Origin of the sequence: Kaistella sp. (assembly GCF_032060305.1) — a bacterium.
In the GTDB taxonomy this organism is placed as follows: Bacteria; Bacteroidota; Bacteroidia; order Flavobacteriales; family Weeksellaceae; genus Kaistella; species Kaistella yananensis.
In genome coordinates this window covers 1-2,748 of sequence record NZ_DAMBHK010000129.1, presented here as the reverse complement: position 1 = coordinate 2,748, position 2,748 = coordinate 1, and the positions used below count along the sequence as shown (strand labels likewise).

Annotated in this window: 2 protein-coding genes and 3 pseudogenes; 2 read left to right on the top strand and 3 right to left on the bottom strand. The window is 40.5% G+C overall.

All coding sequences use genetic code 11. From position 1 onward, the window contains the following. Positions 1–85: 85 nt before the first annotated feature. Positions 86–640, top strand: coding sequence for a hypothetical protein (locus tag V5N63_RS11565; protein ID WP_332034063.1), 555 nt, complete (start codon positions 86–88; stop codon positions 638–640). Positions 641–891: 251 nt separating this feature from the next. Here V5N63_RS11565 and V5N63_RS11560 read toward each other — a convergent pair. Further along, positions 892–1,275: pseudogene (locus tag V5N63_RS11560) on the bottom strand (transposase); the annotation flags it as partial. 36 nt (positions 1,276–1,311) lie between these two features. Here V5N63_RS11560 and V5N63_RS11555 point away from each other — a divergent pair. Continuing rightward, positions 1,312–1,578 carry a GIY-YIG nuclease family protein gene (locus V5N63_RS11555; protein ID WP_123249468.1) on the top strand — a complete coding sequence of 89 codons (267 nt, stop codon included), beginning with the start codon at positions 1,312–1,314 and terminating at the stop codon, positions 1,576–1,578. Here the strand turns inward: V5N63_RS11555 and V5N63_RS11550 are convergent. Both V5N63_RS11550 and V5N63_RS11545 read right to left on the bottom strand, forming a co-directional pair. Then, positions 1,579–2,301 (bottom strand): annotated as a pseudogene (locus V5N63_RS11550) (IS91 family transposase); the annotation flags it as partial. 87 nt (positions 2,302–2,388) lie between these two features. Beyond that, a pseudogene (locus tag V5N63_RS11545) lies at positions 2,389–2,595 on the bottom strand (phage integrase N-terminal SAM-like domain-containing protein); the annotation flags it as partial. Positions 2,596–2,748: the final 153 nt, after the last annotated feature.

Sequence of the window (2,748 nt, the reverse complement as noted above, 5' to 3'; positions counted from 1 at the left end):
AAATTAAAGGTTTAGGCTTTCTAATCCGCCACTATCGCCAATACGCGGCCCGTTATCTGTAATCGTTCCAAAACCCTGTCAATAAATGAATTTTACCATTGAAAATAAAGGCGATGTTTCAAACGAATTTCTAAAAAGAGGAATTAAAGATTTTAAAGGTGCGTGTGACTTTATCTCAAAATTTCCTTACAAGAGGAATAGAAACAAGAAGAGCCTTTTATGCGTATTTGAAGAGAAAGCTGGAACTTGTAGCACGAAACATTCAACTCTACGAAAACTGGCACTTGAAAATGATAGGAATGACATTAAACTGATTCTTGGTATTTTTAAGATGGATGCTGAATACACCAAAAAGATTGAAAATACACTGAATGAATATGGTCTTGAATATATTCCTGAGGCACATAACTATCTAAAGATTGTGAACGAATATTATGATTTCACAAATCCGAATTCTCAGTATTCTGACCTTGAAGATAAAATATTAGAAGAAAGTGAAATAGAATACAACGAAATATATGAAGAAAAAATCAAAACTCATAAACTCTTTTTTGAAAAATGGATACAAGATAAACCGCAATTCGATCTAGAAAAAATTTGGGAGGTAAGAGAAAAGTGTATATTTGACTTGCAAAATTGAAATTACGACTACAGATAATAACTAAGCTTTCGTTTTGTCTGCAAGACAAGAAATGAAAGCCTGTTGAACGGAAGCTCCGGTGGCTTTTCCTCCTCACTTGGTAATCTTATGGAGTTATCGTTTCTAGAATTTAGGATATTAGAGCAGTTTTTTAGAAGGACTGCTTTTTTTTGTGGCGTTGGGTAGCCTTTGGAAGTGGCTTTCTGCGTTTTTTCTTCGCTGCAAAACACAGTTTCCCTTACCCGCAAAGTTTATTTCGCAGAGAAAGGTTGGGTGACGAAAAGAAAATCCTGTGGCGGACCGCGCTGCCCGAAAACAGCAATGGTAACCAGGTTTCCCTCCTTGCAGCATCGGCATTTATTGAGCAAAGTCTTGGGTTTTGCTTCCGGAACCCGGATGTTTAAATCAGACTGTAAACTCTGCAGTTTCCCACGCTTCCAGCTGCTGCTTAAAATACCGTAATGGCGGATCCGCACAAACCTTCTGGGCAGAATATGAAGACTGAAGCGCCTGATAAACTCCACATGGGATAGGGTCATCTCCTTTTTTTCGCCACCTTTCCGGTAATCTTTGTAGCCAAAACGAACTTCTTTATCGGTAACTTCTTTGATGCGGTGATTGCTGATGGCGACTTTACCCCGTAGGATTTCTAACTTTGCTAAAAAGAGAATATGTTTTATTATGTTTATGTCTTACTTAGCGAAAGAGATGGATTGTTTTATACAGGATACACTTCTAATTTGCAGTATAGATTGATACAACACAATAATGGAGAGGTTAAGTCTACTGCAAGAAGATTGCCTTTCAAATTGATTTATTGGGAAGGCTGTTTAAATCAGCAAGATGCGACCAGAAGAGAGAAATATCTTAAGTCTGGAAATGGAAAAATTTATCTTAGAAATAGATTAAGGGAATATCTAAAAAATCCAACGGGGTGAATGCGTGTATCTGCCTAAATATTCGATCACCTGTTTCGGGCCGCCAAAAGGACGTTTTGCATAGACGACCCAGTTCTTGGTAAAGAGTTTATCCATTAAATTGGAATCTTTTACTCCCGAAGTTCTCAATAAAGCCACAAACTTTGCCCGGAATACTTTGCTCATCGCTTTTACCGGAAAAAGGTATTTATCGGTTCGTACTTTGCCTTTCCATTTTCCCTGTTTATTAGTGCCTCCACCGGGAACAATGCAGTGCAGGTGCGGATGAAGGCTCAGGTTCTGTCCCCAGGTGTGCAAAACCGCAATCATTCCCAGTTGTATTCCTTCGGTGTTACCGAATTGGTTTAAAGTTGCCCAGGCGGCTTCAAATAAGGTTTTGTAAACAAGGGTGGGATTGGCAATGGACAAACCGTTCAGTTCTTCAGGAAGCGTGAAAACGAGATGATAATAGCTGCACGGGAGTAAATCCGCTTCACGTTTCCGGATCCATTCTTCCTTTTTGTGTCCCTGGCACTGGGGACAATGCCGGTTTCTGCAGGAGTTGTAACTGATGCTCATATTTCCGCATTCGTCGCACGCATGGATATGACCGCCCAAAGCTGAAGTCCGGCAGTACGATAAAGCCCGAAGCGTTTTTTCCTGATGAGCCGTAAAATTCTGAGTTGATAAACTGACTGCGCGCAGAACGTCGGCTACATTTCTGCCCTTACTTCGGGATTCCATTTTAGTGGGAAGTTTTTTGACTTTTGGAATCGCGGGAAGATGGAGGTAGCTGTAGGGCAAACCTTCGGTTTTCAGAAGAAACCGCAGTCCGTAAACGGTATGTTTAAAGTACGACTGAGAAGGGGTTTTTGATCGCTTTTGAAGTTCAAAAAGGTAATCTTTGATGTCTTCCGGGTCTAATTCGGTAGGGACTTTACCGAAATGAAGCGCTAAGGCTGCAACGTGACGGGAATAATTGTCGAAGGTACGCTTGCTTCTGCCCAGGATGGAAATATTTCTTTCGAAGCGTTGCAGAAGTTCGGCAAAACCGTTAACTTCGCTCGAGGCACGATTCAGGAATTTGTTGGTCCTTAAATCCTCCGGAGATTTTTTTTTGTAGCCATTTCATGAGTTTTTAAAAGGTTAATAAAAACAAAGTTACTAAAACGGCGAATGGGAAAAGCTACC

What these genes read in the sequence shown, in the direction of transcription:
- V5N63_RS11555 (WP_123249468.1), top strand. Translation starts at nt 1,312, where the DNA reads ATGTTTTATTATGTTTATGTCTTACTTAGCGAAAGAGATGGATTGTTT.
- V5N63_RS11565 (WP_332034063.1), top strand. Translation starts at nt 86, where the DNA reads ATGAATTTTACCATTGAAAATAAAGGCGATGTTTCAAACGAATTTCTA.